Here is a 15,188-nt window from a genome sequence, read left to right as displayed (position 1 = left end):
CCTCCAGCTTTCGATGGTTCAGCAGCGTCCGGTCAGGAGCTGTACGAGATGTTGACGTCGGTGAAGCCGAGCGAGCCGAGCAGGCCCTTGAGCATGTTGGTCGTGTTGGTCTCGGCGCGGGTGGTCAGCCCGCTGGTCTTCGCCGCCTCGCCGATGTGCTTCGACGCGAGCTTCTGCACGGCCTGTTCGCTGTTGGGGTTGTCGGAGAATACGTCCCCGATGCGGTCGAGCAGACCCCGTTGCTTGGAAACCGTGTAGGAGTGGTCCGGGTCGAGGGCCGGCTTGCCGAGCGTGGCGTGCGGCAGCTTGATGCTGGCCGAGGTGCGGTCGGAGTTGACCGTCACGTCCTGCTTGCCGAGCTTGCCCAGGTCGACATAGCCCTCGACGGTGCCCGCGCCGACGTACAGCGTGCGGGTGCCGCGGATGGCGTCCGGCAGGTACTTGGCGTCCTTCTCCAGGTCGACGACGACCTGGAAGTTGCCGGAGGCCGCGTCGTAACGGCTCATGTCCTGGATGGACTTGAGCAGGGCCGGGCCCGAGCGGTCGGTCGTCTCGGTGCCGAAGATGTCCCGGAGACCCGGGAGCACGGCGAGCCGGAGACCGGCGAACAGCACGGCGATCACGACGACGACGGCGGTGAGCACCTTCGCCCAGCCCGGCATACGCCGGGGTATACGGCTGATGGAAGTCGTCATGGGGACGGCCCTCCCTTCCTCGGTATGCGCATGCCCCCCAAATGCCCTGTCAGACAGACCTGTTGGCTGAACGGTCCATCTGGTGGGGGCACGGAGGGCGCACAGGGGTGAAAAGTCACTGTTCCGGCCGGTCGGGAGTCCCGGCCGGCCGAGGACAGCATTTCCCGGGCGGTCCGGCCCATGCGTCCCGTGACCTTTCCGGAGCACGGTCCGTTCCGTGTCGTGACACTGGCCACGCGTGCCCCGTCCGCGGTGTCCGTTTCCTGCCTCCGAGGGGTGAACGCCCTTCAGTGGGACCGCAGTTCACGATCGCCCGACGGCCGCGACCACCACACTCCCTCACCTCGTGTGAGCCCCGGAAGCGCCAGTTCCACATCACGCACCCGCCGGGCCGGCAGCTCCCCGGTGATCACCCAGGAGCCGACACCTCCCGTCGTCCCCGCGAACTCGGCGCGACAGGAAGCGAGCCGCGCGGTCACCGGCGCGAGCGCGTCCAGCGGGACCTCCGTCTCGAACATGACGTAGGGCTCGTACAGCCGCGTCCGCGCCAGCCCGAGCGCCCGGCGCAGCACGATCGGGGTGAGACCCCGGAAGTCGGCGGCCGTGCTGAGCGGGGCGGCGTATCCGGAGCGGGTGAGGGTGACCCGGTAGTCCGTCACGGGCGCGCCGTGCAGACCGCTGAGCAGGGTCGTGTGCACCGTGTCCTCGATCGCCTGGTGCAACGCCCTTGGCAGCGCGCCGAGTTCGGTCTCGTAGGCGAAGACCCCGCCGGAGCCCCGCTCGCCCGGCGCGACGCGCAGCCCGATCGTCGCCCAGTAGTGGGTGTGGTCGTGCCACGGGAACTCCTCCCAGGCCTCACCGGTCCCGGCAGGGCGTTCCAGGAACCGCACCCGGCTCGGCTCGAACTCGGCCTCGATGCCGAAGTCCTGGACCAGCGTAGCCGCGACGACCTCCTTCTGGACCTCCCCGTACAGCAGCAGCACGGTCGCCCCGGACGCGGCGGGCCGCGCGTGCAGCAACGGGTCCTGGTCGGCGAGCGCGAGCAGCGCGGACCGCAGCGCCGCCGCCTGTTCGGGTCGCCTCGCGCGGACGACGGTCTCCAGTGTCGGCGGCGCGAACTGCGGTGCGCGCTCGGTGAGTTCGCCGAGCCGGTCGCCGACCCGGATGTCCTTCGGGCCGGTCAGCGCACCGATGTTCCCGGCGGTGAGCGGACCGGCGCGGCCGATCACCTCGAGCCGCGTGATCCGCCCGGAGACCTCGACCGTCCGCCCGTCCGTGCCCTGACGACGGAACGTGAGCCGCTGCTGCGGGGCCACCTCACCGTCGTAGAGCCGCAGATACGCCGTGCGTTCGCGGCCCGGGCCGGGGCGGACCGCGAAGACCGTGCCCCTCGGGGTGCCCTGGCCGGTGGGTGAGGGCGGGATCAGGCGGATCAGGTGGTCGACGAGGGCGGGGACGCCCTGGCCGCCGAGGGCCGAGCCGTGCAGGAGGGGGTGGATCGAGCCGTCGGCGGTGCGGGTGACGAGGGACTTGAACAGGTCGTCCGGGGTGGGCCGGGGGCCGTCGACGACGGCCGCCAGGATGTCCGGGTCGACCTCCGCGAGCGCCTCGGCCAGGTCCGGGTCGCCGGACGGGCGGAGCCGCACGCGGGCCGCGGGCGTGCCGGGGCCGGTCACGTCCGTGAGCGGTACGACGTGCGGGGTCAGCCGGCGCCGGATCTCCGTGAGCAGGTCCTCGGCGCGGGCGCCCGCCCGGTCGATCTTGTTGACGAAGACGAGCGTGGGCAGCCGGAGCCGCCGCAGGGTCCGCATCAGGACCCGCGTCTGCGCCTGGACGCCCTCCACGGCGGAGAGCAGCAGGACGGCGCCGTCGAGCACCTCCAGGGCGCGCTCGACCTCCGCGATGAAGTCCGAGTGGCCGGGGGTGTCGATCAGGTTGACCTGGGTGTCGCCGGACGTGAACGCGGCGACGGCCGAGCGGACGGTGATCCCGCGCTGCCGCTCGATCGCGCCGTCGTCCGTGCGGGTGTCACCGGCGTCGACGCTGCCGAGCCGGTCGATCGCGCCGTGGTCGAACAGCAGCCGCTCGGTGAGGCTGGTCTTACCGGCGTCGACGTGGGCCAGAATTCCGATGTTCAGGGTGCGCATGCGTGGTCGAGTCCTCGAGAACCGTCGTCCAGTGGGGGAGCTGGTGGATTCCGAGGAGTCGGCGCATGCGAGGGTTCCTGACGTGAGAGGGCACGGACGCGGCCATCATGGCGTGCCGCGGCGGGCGGTCCGCAACAGGTTTTCCTGGTCAGTAGCATGAGGCACGGCCGGGAATGATCATGCGAGGAGCAGATCGTGCGAGACATCGCCGTGTTCAGCGGGAGTGCCCACCCCGAGTTGGCGAAGGAGGTCTGCGCGCACCTCGGTGTTCCGCTCAGCCCGACCCGGGTCAGCCGGTTCGCCAACGACTGCCTCGAGGTACAGCTCCAGGCCAACTGCCGGGAACGGGACGTCTTCCTGATCCAGCCCCTCGTCAAGCCGGTGCAGGAGAACCTCGTCGAGCTGCTGCTGATGTGCGACGCGGCGCGCGGGGCCTCCGCCGGGCGGATCACCGTCGTCATGCCGCACTACTCCTACGCCCGCTCCGACAAGAAGGACGCCCCGCGCATCTCGCTCGGCGGCCGGCTGGTCGCCGACCTGATGGTCGCGGCGGGCGCGAGCCGTGTGCTGGCGATGACCCTGCACTCGCCGCAGGTGCACGGCTTCTTCTCGGTACCGGTCGACCATCTGCACGCGCTGCGTGAACTGGCCGCGCACTTCCGGCAGTACGACCTTTCCCGCACCACCGTCGTCTCCCCGGACCTCGGCAACGCCAAGGAGGCCGCCGCGTTCGCCCGGCTGATCGGCGCCCAGGTGGCCGCCGGCGCCAAGCAGCGGTACGCGGACGACCGGGTCGTCATCAGCTCCGTCATCGGTGACATCGCCGACCGGGACGTCATCGTCCTGGACGACGAGATCGCCAAGGGCAGCACGGTCCTCGAACTCCTGGACCGGCTGCGGGACCTGGGGCCGCGCTCGATCCGGGTGGCCTGCACCCACGGCCTGTTCGCAGGGGGCGCGCTCAAGCGGATCGGGGAGCAGCCCGACGTCCTGGAGATCGTCTGCACCAACACGGTGCCGGTGCCCGAGGAGGAGCGCACCGAGAAGCTCCGCATCCTCTCCATCGCCCCGGCCCTCGCCGAGGCCGTACGCCGCATTCACAACGGTGAGTCCGTCAGCGCCCTGTTCGACGCGCCGCCGAACGAATAGACATGAGGGGACGGAGCAACGCTCGGCAGCACCGAGGTGATCAGGAGGACTCGCCGTGGCGAAGGCGAAGTTCGAGCGGACGAAACCCCATGTGAACGTCGGCACCATCGGTCACATCGACCACGGCAAGACCACCCTCACAGCGGCCATCACGAAGGTGCTGCACGACCGGTACCCCGACCTCAACCCGTTCACGCCGTTCGACCAGATCGACAAGGCGCCCGAGGAACGGCAGCGCGGGATCACCATCTCGATCGCCCACGTCGAGTACCAGACCGAACACCGGCACTACGCCCACGTCGACTGCCCGGGGCACGCCGACTACATCAAGAACATGATCACCGGCGCCGCCCAGATGGACGGCGCGATCCTCGTCGTCGCGGCCACCGACGGACCCATGCCGCAGACCAAGGAACACGTCCTGCTGGCCCGGCAGGTCGGCGTGCCGTACATCGTCGTCGCCCTCAACAAGACCGACATGGTCGACGACGAGGAGATCCTGGAGCTCGTCGAACTGGAGGTGCGGGAACTGCTCACCGAGTACGAGTTCCCCGGCGACGACCTCCCGGTCGTCAAGGTGTCCGCGCTGAAGGCCCTCGAGGGCGACCCGGAGTGGACCGCGTCGGTGCTCGAACTCCTCGCCGCCGTCGACGAGTTCGTGCCCCAGCCGGCACGGGACGTGGACCGGCCGTTCCTGCTGCCGATCGAGGACGTCTTCACCATCACCGGGCGCGGCACGGTCGTCACCGGCCGGATCGAGCGCGGGATCCTGAAGGTCAACAACGAGGTGGAGATCATCGGCATCCACCCGCAGAAGACCCGGACGACCGTCACCGGCATCGAGATGTTCCGCAAACTCCTCGACGAGGGCCGGGCCGGCGAGAACGTCGGACTGCTGCTGCGCGGGGTCAAGCGCGAGGACGTGGAGCGCGGCCAGGTCGTCATCAAGCCCGGATCGGTCACCCCGCACACGGAGTTCGAGGCCCGCGCCTACATCCTGTCCAAGGACGAGGGCGGCCGGCACACGCCCTTCTTCCACAACTACCGCCCTCAGTTCTACTTCCGCACGACCGACGTGACCGGAGTGGTGACCCTGCCGAAGGGCACCGAGATGGTCATGCCGGGCGACAACACGACCATGCACGTGGAGCTGATCCAACCCGTCGCCATGGAGGAGGGGTTGAAGTTCGCGATCCGCGAGGGCGGCAGGACCGTGGGCGCCGGACAGGTCACGAAGATCCTCAAGTAGCGCTCCCCGTACGGCTCATGAGGTGCCGGACGTGGTCTCCGGCTGCTCCAGGGCCGCGTCCAGCGTGGGCTGCGGCGGCAGCAGCCGGTTGAGTCCGGTGACCCGCAGGATGCGCAGCGTCAGCGGGTGCGTGCAGACCAGATGCAGCCTGCCGTCACGCTCCAGCACCCGGTGCCGGGCCCGGTACAGCAGGCGCAGCCCCGAGCAGTCGAAGAACTCGACCTGCCTCAGGTCGATCACGATCCGCGCACGGGGCCGCGCCGTCACCCGGTCCAGGTACGGCAGGATCTCCGTCGCCGCGGCGATGTCGATCTCCCCGCGGAACTCCAGGACCGTGAACCCGCGGTCCGGGTGGATCCGCAGATGCCGGGTCAGCGGCGCGGGTTCCTGCTGCACGACCACATCGCCTCCAACCGGCCCTCGGTGAAGCGGGGTTGAGCGTAGAAGCGCTCCCCGCCCTGCAAGTTACCCTCGATGGAGTGAATTTGAGCATGTTCGATTGACATATGTCTTCGAATCGAGCCAGAGCTTTCTGTGATGTGCGCGGCAGTCACGGACCGGCGCACGCCCCGGCTTACGACAGGGCCTGCCACGCCTTGGTCAGCGCCTGCCGGAACTGCTCGCTCTGATGCGCCGTGAGCTGCGCGACCATCCGCTCCTCCAGCTCCCGCACCGGCCCGGCGCAGTCCGTCAGCAGCGCGCGCCCCTCACCGGTGAGCAGGATCAGCAGCTCGCGGCGGTTGCGCGGATTGCGCTCCCGCCGGATCAGTCCGCGTCCCTCCAGGGAGCGCACCAGATCGGCGATGGACTGCGCGGTGACGAAGGAGTCCCGGGCCGGCCGCGCCGCGGACAGGCCGTCGTGCCGCTCCAGCACCGTGAGCGCGGTGCACTGGAGCGCGGTGATCCCCTGCGGCCTGACCAGCTCGTCGAGGCGGGAGCGCACGACCAGCTCCACCTGCTTGACCACGTACAGCAGGGACGGGGGCGTCTTCGTCGCGTGGATGCCGATGAGGGTTCCGGCCTGGGGTTCAGCCATGGATTCACCCGAGGCCGCCGACGGAGCGCGTACCGACGTGGTCGACCCGTCCCGGGGCCGGGTCGTCACTGGTCCGGGCTCTGCGGCCGTGAACGCGGCCGGATCCTGCACCGCGTCGCCGAGCTGATCCGCGAGAACGCAGACGAACTGGCCGAGCTGGAGAGCCTCGACATGGGCAAACCCATCACCCTGTGCCACGCCGTCGCCGTCACGAACGCGGCCGAGGACTACGAGTACTGCGCCGCCCTCGCCTTCTCCCTGGACTGCTCGACCAGGGACAACCCCCTCAACGCGCTCGCCTCCACCAAGCGCGGGCCGCTCGGCGTCGTGGCCGCGATCACACCCTTCAACTTCCCGCTGATTCTGGCCGGTTCGAAACTCGCCCCCGCCCTCGCGGCCGGCAACACCGTGGTCCACAAGCCCGCCGGCGAGACCCCGCTCAGCGCCCTCTGCATGGCCGGACTGCTCCAGCGGGCCGGAGTGCCGGACGGGGTCGTCAACGTCGTCACCGGCACGGGCCGGGTCGCGGGCGAGGCCCTGCTGCGGCACGCCGGCATCGACAAGATCGCCTTCACCGGCTCCACCGCCGTCGGCCGGCACGCCGCGAGCGTCGCAGGCGAGAACCTCACGCCCGTGACCATGGAACTCGGCGGCAACGCGGCCCACCTCGTCTTCGAGGACGCCTACCTGGAGAAGGCAGTCGGCGCGGTCATCAAGGGATTCGTCTTCAACACCGGCCAGTTCTGCATGGGCGGCCCCCGCCTCCTGGTCGCCCGGGCCAATCGTCCTTCGCCGAGCGGGCGTTGGCCGACGAACGCAGCCTGGTGAAGGCCGACCCGGACGTGCCGCTGGAGTCGATCGCCCCGCTGGGGCGTGGAGTTCAGACCGGCGTCGGCGCCGTCTGGAACGTCCTCGAACCCCGGCTCGGCGACGCCATCGTCGTGCTCGGCGCCGGAGCCGTCGGCCTCTCCGCGGTGATGGCCGCCGCGCTCACCCCGGCCACCACGATCATCGCCGTCGATGTCCTTCGCCAGGGCGCCGACGCGCTCGCCGCCCGGGGCGTACTCGTCGTCGTAGGAGCACCGCCGTTCGGCAGTGAAGTCGCCCTAGACGTCGACGGGTTGCTCCCCGGGAGGCGGATCGTCGGCCTCACCCTGGGCGACAGCGAGACGCAGAGCTTCATCCCCGCGCTCGTGGGGCTGGTGAAGGCGGGGCGGCTGCCGCTGCACCGCCTGGTCACCGCATATCCGTTCGCGGACATCGACCAGGCGGTGCGGGACATGAGCGCGGGCAAGGCGATCAAGCCGGTGCTGACCTTCTGAGTCACCGTCCCGCGCTGACCCTCAGGTTCAGTCGACCGTCAGCACCAGCTTGCCCGCGGTGCGGCCGGTCTCGCCGAGCTTGTGCGCCTCGGCGGCATCGGCGAGCGGGAACGTCCGGGCGACCGTCGCGCGCAGCTTGCCCGCCTCGACGAGTTCCACGATCGACTCCATGTCGGCACGGTCGGCGTCGACGAGCATCCTGACCGCCCGCACACCGAGCCGCTCGGCCTCGTCGGGGAACTCCGCCGAGCCGATCGGGATGATCGACACGACGACCCCGCCCGGCCGCAGCACGCTCAGCGACTTGACCCCGGTCTCGCCGCCGAGGGTGTCCAGGACGACATCGACGTCCTTGACGGCCTCGGCGAAGTCGGTCTCCCGGTAGTCGATCGCCTCGTCGACGCCGAGTTCGCGCAGGAAGTCGTGCTTGCCCGCGCTCGCCGTGCCGATCACATAGGCGCCGCGCGCCTTCGCGATCTGCACGGCCACGTGCCCGACCCCGCCGGCCGCCGCGTGGATCAACACCCGCTGCCCCGGCTGGAGTCGGGCGTTCTCGACGAGTGCCTGCCAGGCGGTCAGCGAGACCAGGGGCAGAGCGCCCGCCTGGACGTGGTCGATCCCGGCGGGCTTGTGGACGAAGCCGCGGGCCGGGGCGGCGACGTACTCCGCGTGCGAGCCGTGGCCCCACGGGTACGACAGCATGCCGAAGACCTCGTCGCCGGGCTGGAACCGGGCGACCCCGACGCCGACGGCCTCGACGACGCCGGAGACGTCCCAGCCGAGGACGAACGGGGGCTCACCGAGGAAGCCGCCGTTGGCCCGGTGCTTCCAGTCGGTGGGGTTGAGTCCGGCGGCGCGGACCCGGATCAGGATCTCGTTGGCGCGCGGCTCGGGCCGCTCGACCTGTACTTCTTCCAGGACCTCGGGACCGCCGAGGACGTTCTGTGTGATGACGCGCATGGTGTTCACAGTGCTCATGGTCAGTCAGCCTGCCGGGTCCCGCACGACAAGGAAATGGCACGATGGCCAACATTCGATACGATCGTGCCATGCAGCGTGTGGAACGGATCGTGGTCCTGGCGCTCGACGGCGTCTATCCCTTCGAGCTGGGCATCCCCAGCCGTATCTTCGGCGCGGCCGGCGGCCGCTACGAGGTGCTGACCTGTACGGTCGACGGCCGTCCGGTGCGCACCAACGCCGATTTCTCGGTCGCGGTGGAACACGGGCCGGAGATCCTGGAGACGGCGGACACGGTCGTGGTCGCCTCGATGGCCACCCCGGACATCCCGTCCGGGCTGCCCGCCGAGGTCGCCGCAGCCCTGGCCCGGATCCGCCCGGACGCGCGGATCGTCTCGATCTGCACGGCCGCGTTCGTGCTCGCCGCCGCCGGTCTCCTCGACGGCCGCCGGGCGACCACCCACTGGCAGGTCGTCGACCGCTTCCGGGCGATGTACCCGCAGGTCGACCTGGACCCGGACGTGCTGTTCGTGCAGGACGGCCGGATCCTCACCTCCGCGGGCGCGGCCTCCGGCGTCGACATCTGCCTGCACATCGTGCGCACGGACCACGGCAGCGAGCTGGCCAACGCGGTCGCCCGCAGCTGTGTCGTCCCGCCGTTCCGCGACGGCGGCCAGGCCCAGTACATCCAGCAGCCGGTGCCGGAATCCGGGGTCACCAGCACGGCCGCCACCCGCGACTGGGCCCTCACCCGGCTCGACGAGCCGCTCGCCCTGTCCGACCTGGCCCGGCACGCCGGGATGAGCATGCGCACCTTCGCCCGCCGCTTCAACGACGAGGTGGGCCTGAGCCCGGGCCGCTGGCTGATCCAGCAGCGGGTCGCCCGCGCCCGCGACCTCCTGGAGGCGAGTGACCTGTCGGTCGACCAGATCGCCGGCCGCGTCGGCTTCGCGACGGGCGCCTCCCTACGACAGCACCTGCACGCGGCGATCGGAGTGTCCCCGCAGGCGTACCGCCGCACGTTCCAGGAAGCCCGCTGACCCCTGGGCCTCCGTCACCGGCTCATGTGCAGCGTGACCAGCAACTGCCATACCTGGTCGGCGATCTCCTCCGGCGTGCCCTCCAACAGCCCGTGCAGCCAGTCGGCTAGGACCCCGCCGAACGTACCCGCGACGGCCGAGGCGACCAGCGGGGCGTCCGCCGCACCCGCGAGCTCCCGCTCGCGCAGGCTGTAGGCGCGCAGGTCCCGGTGCAGCACCCGGCCGAGCGGGCCACCGCCGCCGGGGCTCAACAGGGCGCGGTACAGGGCCGCGTGGGGCAGGAGTCCGGCGAAGAACTCCGGCAGCGCGGGCGGCGCGTGCACCGGATCGGGCCGGCCGCGCCACGCGTGCAGCGCCTCCACCGCCTCGCGTACGACATCCGCGCAGGCGTCCACCGCAAGCGCTTCCAGGCCGTCGTAGTGGACGTAGAAGGTGGCCCGGCCGACCCCCGCGCGACGCACCAGGGCGGCGACGCCGACCTCCGCCAGGGGGTGTTCGGCGCACTCGTCGAGGAGGGCCTGGCGCAGCCGTGCCCGGGTGCGGGCGGCCCGCCGGTCCTCGGGCTCGGCGCGGCTCACCGGGCGATCAGGAGGGCGGCCAGGGCGACCGCGCCGGGCAGTGCCTGGGCGAAGAGGATGCGCCGGTTCGCCGTCACCGCGCCGTAGACGCCCGCGATCACGACGCAGCCGAGGAAGAACACCTGGGCGCGGAAGCCCGTCGGGTCGGCGGCGATCAGGCCCCAGACGAGACCCGCGGCGAGGAAGCCGTTGTACAGCCCCTGGTTCGCCGCCAACGGGGCGGTGGCTCTTGCCATTTCGGGGTCGAAGCCGTGCAGTCCGCGGCCGGGCTTCTTCGTCCACAGGAACATTTCCAGCACCAGGATGTAGACGTGCAGCGCGGCCACCAGTCCGACCAGCACGTTCGCGAGCGTTTCCATGATCGATGGGCTCCTCATAGTCGTGGACAGGTGTCCACTATAGCTGGACACCTGTCCAGGTCGAGGCTTCTCGGACCGTGACGGAACCCTCACTTCCGCACCGCCTCGAGGTTGATCTTTTACGGTTCAAACCCGATAAGCTCCCGTGCGGCGCAGCGAGTTGGCGTGATCGTGACCGGTCGGCCCGTGGTGCGTCCTCCTGAGTGCGGTCTGTCCTCGCACCCCCGTACGTTCGTGTCGCTTCGAAGGATGCAGATGGAACTCGCCACTCCGCCACCGGCGGCGCGGGCCCCTGGCGCCTGGTACGGCTGGTGGCTGATGCCGTTGGCTCTGGGGGGTGGGACGGTCGCCGCCACGTTCACGAGCCCGGAGCGAATAACCGCGGCCGCGGCCGGAGCGGCGGCCACGGCGGCCAGCGCCGTGTGCGTACGACTGCTGGTCCGGAGCCGGGCTCAACTGCGCCGTTCTGAAAGCGATTTCCGCACCGCGCAGGCCGAGCACTCCCAGCAGTGGCAGCAGCATGTGACGGTCCTGGAGCGGAAGTTCAGCGCCGACCGTGCCGCGCTGGAGGCGCAGCTGACCGAGCACTCCGGCGTGTACGAGGTGCGACTCGCGGACCTGACCGGCGCCTACGAGGCCCAACTCGGCGAACAGGCGCGGGCGTTCGAGCAGCGGCTGACCGACCAGGCCGCGTCCTACGAGGCGCAGCTCGCCGCCCAGGCCGAAGTGTGGCAGGAGCAGCTGGCCCACCAGCTCGCCGCCGTGGCCCGGCTCGCCGACGAGCAACTCCCGAAAGCGCTACGGCAGTTACGTGCCGGTGACGCCATCGACGACCTGCTCCCGGCCGCGAGCCAGTGCGCGAAGGTCAGCGCCGAGCTCCAGGCCGAACTGCGCAAGGTGCTGCGGACCTCGCTCATCGGCGTCGAGGAGGAGTTCAACCGCTCCACCTCCGCCGAGCAGGCCGTCATCAGCATCGGCAACCGCATCCACGTACTGACCAGCAAGTTGCGCGGCCGGCTGCACGAACTCCAGGGCGAGCACGGGCAGTTGCCCGCCGTCGCCGGTGGTCTGATGGAGCTGGACCAGGAGATCGGCCCCGCCGACTGTCTCGCCGCGAGCATCGGTGTGCTCGGCGGCTCGGACCGGCCCGGCCGGCAGTGGCAGGAACCGCAGCGACTGCTCAGCGTGGTGCGCGGCGGCATCGGCCGCATCAAGGACTTCCACCGCGTCGAGGTACGCCATCTGCCCGAACTCGGCGTCGACGGCGGTCTGGTGGACCACCTCACGCTGATCTTCGCCCACCTCCTCGACAACGCGGCCCGCTACTCGCCCCCCACCGAGCCGGTCGTCGTCTCCGGCAAGGAGGTCCCGAACGGCGTAGGCATCGAGATCCAGGACTCCGGCAAGGGCCTCAGCGAGGAGGCCAAGCGCGAGGCGGAGCAGGCCCTCGCGGGCACCGGAGCGGGACCCGGACTCGGCGGTGTCTCGGAGGACGCCAGCATCGGCCTGCGCGTCGTCGGCACCCTCGCCCGCCGCTACGGCATCCGCGTCACCTTCGCCGACTCGCCCTGGCTCGGCACCTCGGTGGTCGTCGTCGTACCGCACAAGTTCTTCAGCCGGCTGCCCGCGTCCGCCCCGACCGGAACCACGTCGTTCCAGGCCGCCGCGACCGCCGCGATGACACGTGTCCCGGACGACGGGACCCCGGCCGAGGCCGCAGCGGCGGAGGACACCACACCCGGCGGACTGCCCAGGCGCCGCAGCAGGCGCGGCGATCCCGCGCGGGACCAACAGGCCGTGCGCACCGGCGAGATGGCCGTCTCCGCCGTGCCGCCGGACGCCTCCTTCGCCGGTCTGGCGGCCTTCGCCACGGCCGGCCGGGAGACCCCGGGGGAGGAACCGGCGTCCGCGGGCCGCGAGTTCACCGAGCACAGCACTGAAGAGAGCGACGAGTCCACATGAAGCAACAGGGAACCGACGTGAGCTGGGCACTCCGCGATCTGGTGGAGAGCATCCCGGAGATCCGCTTCGCCCTCGTGGCCTCCAGCGACGGCAAGGCGATCACCTCGTTCGGCGCGGAGGACCCCGACGACGTGGACCGCTTCGCGGCCGTGGTGGCAGGCCTGCAGGCGCTGGCCCAGCCGGTCGCCGAACAATTCCCCAAGTACGCCGGGCAGTTGAGGCTGGCGATGATCGAGGTCGACGGCGGCCATCTCTTCGTCGTCCGCGCCGGCGTGGAGACGTATCTCGGCGTACTGGCCCGGGAGGGCCTCGACCAGGGCCTCCTCGGACACCAGATGCGGGACCTGGCCCGCAGGATGGGTGAACTCCTCGGCACCACCGCGCGCCTGGAGGAGCACTCTGGATGAGTGCTCCCCGCCGGCCGACCGATCCGTCCGGTCTGGAGCGTTACTACGTCCTCACCGGCGGACGCAGCGGACCGGGCGGCGCGGCGTCGAGCCTTGACGTGGCGACCCTCATCGTCTCCCGCGCCACGCCCGTCCCGGGCATGCAGCACGAGCACGAGGAGATCCTCCGGCGCTGCCGCCAACCGCTGTCGGTGGCCGAACTCGGAGCCCACCTCGGACTGCCCTTCAACATTCTCGCGGTGCTGCTGGCGGACCTGCTGGAGGCAGACCGCGTCGAGGCCCGCCACCCCGTCCCGGCGCAGGGTGCCGGTCGCGGGCCCGACCTCGCGCTCCTTGAGGAGGTACTCAGTGGACTTCAAAGGCTTTGACCGGCCCGGGTTCCCGGCCGGTGGCGGCACCCGCTCGGTGAAGGTGATGATCGCCGGCGGTTTCGGCACCGGGAAGACCACGATGGTCCGCTCGGTCAGTGACATCAAGCCGCTCACCACCGAGGAGACCCTCACCGAGGCGAGCGCGGGCGACGACCGTCTGATCGGGGTGACCGACAAGACGGAGACCACCGTCAGCCTCGACTTCGGCAAGATCGTCATCAGCGACGAACTCGTCCTCTACCTGTTCGGCACGCCGGGGCAGGAGCGGTTCTGGTTCCTGTGGAACGGCCTGTTCAAGGGCGCGCTCGGCGCGGTCGTCCTCGTGGACACCCGCCGGCTCGCGTCCAGTTTCCGGGCGATCGAGGAGATGGAGCGCCAGGACGTGCCGTTCGTCATCGCGCTGAACATCTTCCCCGACTCCCCGAAGTTCCCGGTCGACGAGATCAGGGACGCCCTCGACATCTCCCCGGACATCCCGGTCGTGGCCTTCGACGCCCGCGTCCGTGCCTCCAGCCGTGACGTACTCGTCGCGCTGATACGGCACTTGAAGGACCGCTCGGCCGTCGGCGCGGTGGAGCCACGATGACCGAGCAGGCTGTGAACGGCCCGGATGCCCCGCGCGGCTGCCCCGTCGCGCACGGTGCGGGCGACGGCCTCACCCGGCTCTACGGCCCGGAGGCGGCGACCGATCCGCGCGGCATCTACGAGCGGCTGCGCGAGGAACACGGCTCCGTGGCACCGGTGTTGCTCGAAGGCGATGTCCCGGCCTGGCTGGTCCTCGGGTACCGCGACAACCGGCGGGTGCTGGACACGCCCCGGCAGTTCACCCGGGACGCGCGGATCTGGCGGGACTGGCGGGAGGGGCGGGTCGCGGACACCTCGCCGATCATGCCGATGGTCGGGTGGCGGCCCGACTGTGTCTCCCAGGACGGGGAACCGCACCGTCGGCTGCGGGGTGCGGTGACCGACGGGTTGCTGGCGGCGTCCGGGCGGGGGGTGCGGCGGCACGCGGCGTACTTCGCCAACAAGCAGATCGACGCGTTCGTGGACGCCGGCCGGGCCGACCTGGTCGCGGACTATGCCGAGTATCTGCCGATGCTGGTGCTGACCCGGATTCTGGGGCTTCCCGCGGGGGACGGGAATCGGCTCGTGGAATCCAGTGCGCAGGTTCTCAAGGGTGGGGAGGACGCCCTGCTGCACAACGGCCGCATCATCGAGATTCTCGGTGAACTCGCCGAGCGCAAGCGGGCGGAGCCGGGTTCCGACTTCACCACCGCGCTTCTTCAGCATCCCGCGGGGCTCGATGCGGAGGAGGTCGTCATGCATCTGCGGCTGGTGCTGATTGCCGCGCATACGACCACCAGCAATTTGTTGGCTCGGGTGTTACAGCGGATTCTGACTGATACCTCGCGGCTTTCCGGGCTGGTCAGTGGGCAGTTGACCGTCTCGGCCGTGGTGGAGGAAGTCATGTGGGACACACCGCCGTTGGCCGTGCTGCCGGGGCGGTTCGCCACGGCGGATCTCGAACTCGGGGGGCATCGGATCGAAGAGGGGGATCTGCTGGTCCTTGGGCTCACCGCGGGGAATGTCGATCCGGAGGTCCGGCCCGATGCGGGGGTGTCCGTGCAGGGCAACCAGGCGCATCTGGCGTTCAGTTCGGGGCCGCACGAGTGTCCGGGGCAGAGTATCGGGCAGGCGATTCTTGAGGTGGGAGTGGATGCGTTGCTGCATCGGCTGCCGGGGTTGCGGTTGGGGGTGGCGGTCGAGGAGCTGACGTCCACGGCGTCCACGTGGGAGTCGCGATTGGATGCGCTGCCTGTTGAGTTTGCCGTGTGAGTCGGTGGTTCTTCGGGTGCGGGTGAGTGGGGGCTGGGCGCGCAGTTCCCCGCGCCCCTGAAGGCGGGCCGGCTGCCGGG

The 15,188-nt window shown here is 70.7% G+C and carries 15 protein-coding genes and 2 pseudogenes; 10 read left to right on the top strand and 7 right to left on the bottom strand.

Annotated features, from left to right (window positions below):
- Nucleotides 1-32: 32 nt before the first annotated feature.
- Both OHT77_RS05360 and otr(A) read right to left on the bottom strand, forming a co-directional pair.
- On the bottom strand, nucleotides 33-695 hold the full coding sequence (locus OHT77_RS05360; protein WP_328826815.1) for a DUF4230 domain-containing protein: 663 nt from the start codon (nucleotides 693-695) through the stop codon (nucleotides 33-35).
- Between the two features lie 287 nt (nucleotides 696-982).
- Entirely contained in the window at nucleotides 983-2,842 is a 1,860-nt protein-coding gene (otr(A), locus tag OHT77_RS05355; RefSeq protein WP_328826814.1) for a tetracycline resistance ribosomal protection protein Otr(A), read from the bottom strand.
- 195 nt (nucleotides 2,843-3,037) lie between these two features.
- Here otr(A) and OHT77_RS05350 point away from each other — a divergent pair, with 195 nt between their 5' ends.
- Both OHT77_RS05350 and tuf read left to right on the top strand, forming a co-directional pair.
- The gene (locus OHT77_RS05350) at nucleotides 3,038-3,991 is read left to right on the top strand and encodes a ribose-phosphate diphosphokinase (RefSeq protein WP_328826813.1); all 954 of its coding nucleotides are present in this window, start codon (nucleotides 3,038-3,040) and stop codon (nucleotides 3,989-3,991) included.
- A gap of 55 nt (nucleotides 3,992-4,046) precedes the next feature.
- Entirely contained in the window at nucleotides 4,047-5,240 is a 1,194-nt protein-coding gene (tuf, locus tag OHT77_RS05345; protein WP_328826812.1) for an elongation factor Tu, read from the top strand.
- Between the two features lie 15 nt (nucleotides 5,241-5,255).
- Here tuf and OHT77_RS05340 read toward each other — a convergent pair whose 3' ends face one another.
- Nucleotides 5,256-5,636: an anti-sigma factor antagonist gene (locus OHT77_RS05340; protein WP_328826811.1), complete on the bottom strand. Its 381-nt coding sequence runs from the start codon at nucleotides 5,634-5,636 to the stop codon at nucleotides 5,256-5,258.
- A gap of 178 nt (nucleotides 5,637-5,814) precedes the next feature.
- Complete coding sequence (locus OHT77_RS05335) at nucleotides 5,815-6,276, bottom strand: MarR family winged helix-turn-helix transcriptional regulator (protein ID WP_328826809.1); 462 nt, start codon at nucleotides 6,274-6,276, stop codon at nucleotides 5,815-5,817.
- On the opposite strand from OHT77_RS05335, the pseudogene OHT77_RS05330 reads away from it, so the two are divergent.
- Together OHT77_RS05330 and OHT77_RS05325 are read left to right on the top strand one after the other, a co-directional pair.
- Nucleotides 6,242-7,053: pseudogene (locus OHT77_RS05330) on the top strand (aldehyde dehydrogenase family protein); the annotation flags it as partial. The gene OHT77_RS05335 and the pseudogene OHT77_RS05330 sit on opposite strands and share 35 nt — an antisense overlap.
- Nucleotides 7,053-7,598, top strand: a pseudogene (locus OHT77_RS05325) (NAD(P)-dependent alcohol dehydrogenase); the annotation flags it as partial. The pseudogenes OHT77_RS05330 and OHT77_RS05325, both read left to right, overlap by 1 nt.
- 27 nt (nucleotides 7,599-7,625) lie before the next feature.
- Here OHT77_RS05325 and OHT77_RS05320 read toward each other — a convergent pair.
- Nucleotides 7,626-8,576 carry an NADP-dependent oxidoreductase gene (locus tag OHT77_RS05320; RefSeq protein WP_328826808.1) on the bottom strand — a complete coding sequence of 317 codons (951 nt, stop codon included), beginning with the start codon at nucleotides 8,574-8,576 and terminating at the stop codon, nucleotides 7,626-7,628.
- A 71-nt stretch (nucleotides 8,577-8,647) separates the two neighbouring features.
- Here OHT77_RS05320 and OHT77_RS05315 point away from each other — a divergent pair, with 71 nt between their 5' ends.
- On the top strand, nucleotides 8,648-9,595 hold the full coding sequence (locus OHT77_RS05315; protein ID WP_328826807.1) for a GlxA family transcriptional regulator: 948 nt from the start codon (nucleotides 8,648-8,650) through the stop codon (nucleotides 9,593-9,595).
- 14 nt (nucleotides 9,596-9,609) lie between these two features.
- On the opposite strand, the gene OHT77_RS05310 is transcribed toward OHT77_RS05315, so the two are convergent.
- Both OHT77_RS05310 and OHT77_RS05305 read right to left on the bottom strand, forming a co-directional pair.
- Nucleotides 9,610-10,173: a TetR/AcrR family transcriptional regulator gene (locus OHT77_RS05310; protein WP_328826806.1), complete on the bottom strand. Its 564-nt coding sequence runs from the start codon at nucleotides 10,171-10,173 to the stop codon at nucleotides 9,610-9,612.
- Nucleotides 10,170-10,532, bottom strand: coding sequence for a DUF1304 domain-containing protein (locus OHT77_RS05305; RefSeq protein ID WP_328826804.1), 363 nt, complete (start codon nucleotides 10,530-10,532; stop codon nucleotides 10,170-10,172). The genes OHT77_RS05310 and OHT77_RS05305 overlap by 4 nt, the downstream gene beginning before the upstream one ends.
- A 255-nt stretch (nucleotides 10,533-10,787) precedes the next feature.
- On the opposite strand from OHT77_RS05305, the gene OHT77_RS05300 reads away from it, so the two are divergent.
- From OHT77_RS05300 to OHT77_RS05280, 5 genes are read left to right on the top strand one after another with little or no spacing between them, the layout of a single operon-like run.
- A complete protein-coding gene (locus OHT77_RS05300; protein WP_328826803.1) occupies nucleotides 10,788-12,494 on the top strand; it encodes an ATP-binding protein in 1,707 nt (568 codons plus the stop codon).
- Entirely contained in the window at nucleotides 12,491-12,901 is a 411-nt protein-coding gene (locus OHT77_RS05295) for a roadblock/LC7 domain-containing protein (RefSeq protein ID WP_328826802.1), read from the top strand. Before OHT77_RS05300 ends, OHT77_RS05295 begins: the two co-directional genes overlap by 4 nt.
- The gene (locus OHT77_RS05290) at nucleotides 12,898-13,269 is read left to right on the top strand and encodes a DUF742 domain-containing protein (protein ID WP_328826801.1); all 372 of its coding nucleotides are present in this window, start codon (nucleotides 12,898-12,900) and stop codon (nucleotides 13,267-13,269) included. The genes OHT77_RS05295 and OHT77_RS05290 overlap by 4 nt, the downstream gene beginning before the upstream one ends.
- Nucleotides 13,250-13,858, top strand: a complete 609-nt coding sequence (locus OHT77_RS05285) for a GTP-binding protein (RefSeq protein ID WP_328826800.1) — start codon at nucleotides 13,250-13,252, stop codon at nucleotides 13,856-13,858. Before OHT77_RS05290 ends, OHT77_RS05285 begins: the two co-directional genes overlap by 20 nt.
- Nucleotides 13,855-15,108 (top strand): cytochrome P450, encoded by a 1,254-nt coding sequence (locus tag OHT77_RS05280; RefSeq protein WP_328826799.1) that lies wholly within the window; start codon nucleotides 13,855-13,857, stop codon nucleotides 15,106-15,108. The genes OHT77_RS05285 and OHT77_RS05280 overlap by 4 nt, the downstream gene beginning before the upstream one ends.
- Nucleotides 15,109-15,188: the final 80 nt, after the last annotated feature.

The sequence above is a fragment of the Streptomyces sp. NBC_00252 genome, assembly GCF_036187565.1.
Lineage (GTDB): Bacteria > Actinomycetota > Actinomycetes > Streptomycetales > Streptomycetaceae > Streptomyces.
The sequence above is the reverse complement of the archived record's forward strand: the minus strand, read 5'-3'. Positions and strand labels throughout refer to the sequence as shown.

Excerpts from the sequence above, each read along its gene's own strand:
- OHT77_RS05360 (WP_328826815.1), bottom strand. The coding sequence starts at position 695 with ATGACGACTTCCATCAGCCGTATACCCCGGCGTATGCCGGGCTGGGCG.
- OHT77_RS05335 (WP_328826809.1), bottom strand. The coding sequence starts at position 6,276 with ATGGCTGAACCCCAGGCCGGAACCCTCATCGGCATCCACGCGACGAAG.
- OHT77_RS05320 (WP_328826808.1), bottom strand. The coding sequence starts at position 8,576 with ATGAGCACTGTGAACACCATGCGCGTCATCACACAGAACGTCCTCGGC.
- OHT77_RS05315 (WP_328826807.1), top strand. The coding sequence starts at position 8,648 with ATGCAGCGTGTGGAACGGATCGTGGTCCTGGCGCTCGACGGCGTCTAT.
- OHT77_RS05305 (WP_328826804.1), bottom strand. The coding sequence starts at position 10,532 with ATGGAAACGCTCGCGAACGTGCTGGTCGGACTGGTGGCCGCGCTGCAC.
- OHT77_RS05300 (WP_328826803.1), top strand. The coding sequence starts at position 10,788 with ATGGAACTCGCCACTCCGCCACCGGCGGCGCGGGCCCCTGGCGCCTGG.
- OHT77_RS05295 (WP_328826802.1), top strand. The coding sequence starts at position 12,491 with ATGAAGCAACAGGGAACCGACGTGAGCTGGGCACTCCGCGATCTGGTG.
- OHT77_RS05290 (WP_328826801.1), top strand. The coding sequence starts at position 12,898 with ATGAGTGCTCCCCGCCGGCCGACCGATCCGTCCGGTCTGGAGCGTTAC.
- OHT77_RS05280 (WP_328826799.1), top strand. The coding sequence starts at position 13,855 with ATGACCGAGCAGGCTGTGAACGGCCCGGATGCCCCGCGCGGCTGCCCC.